The sequence below is a fragment of the Streptococcus suis genome, from assembly GCF_002960445.1.
Taxonomy (GTDB): domain Bacteria; phylum Bacillota; class Bacilli; order Lactobacillales; family Streptococcaceae; genus Streptococcus; species Streptococcus hyiners.
The window spans coordinates 1-309 of the sequence record NZ_POJD01000476.1 but is presented as its reverse complement, the minus strand read 5'-3'; the positions used below and the strand labels follow the sequence as shown (position 1 = coordinate 309).

The window sequence follows — 309 nt, the reverse complement described above, 5'->3', positions numbered from 1 at the left end:
ACGCCGGCATCTAAACGCCCTAGAAAGGCTTTCATCTGAGTATCGTTAGATTGGTAGCGTTTATTGGCTAAAGAAATATCTTCCCAGTTGTTCCTTAAGGTATCAAAGACTGTTGCTTGATGCTCCGTAACTGTCAGCTCGAAACTAGATAGTTTGGTGTCTTTATCATAAACATCTACCTGAGTCTTTCCAGCCGCAAGCGGACGAATCATATTTTTCTCTACTATGGCCACAGCCGCATCCGCAATCCGATAGGTCAGGTCTGGCCGAACAGGCAGGTAGACCTTGTTGCTGGCAAGACTTATTTGC

General features: G+C 45.6%; 1 protein-coding gene. It reads right to left on the bottom strand.

Annotated features, from left to right (window positions below):
• On the bottom strand, positions 1-309 hold a 309-nt coding region (locus tag C1G53_RS12860; protein ID WP_192873145.1), incomplete at both ends, for a hypothetical protein.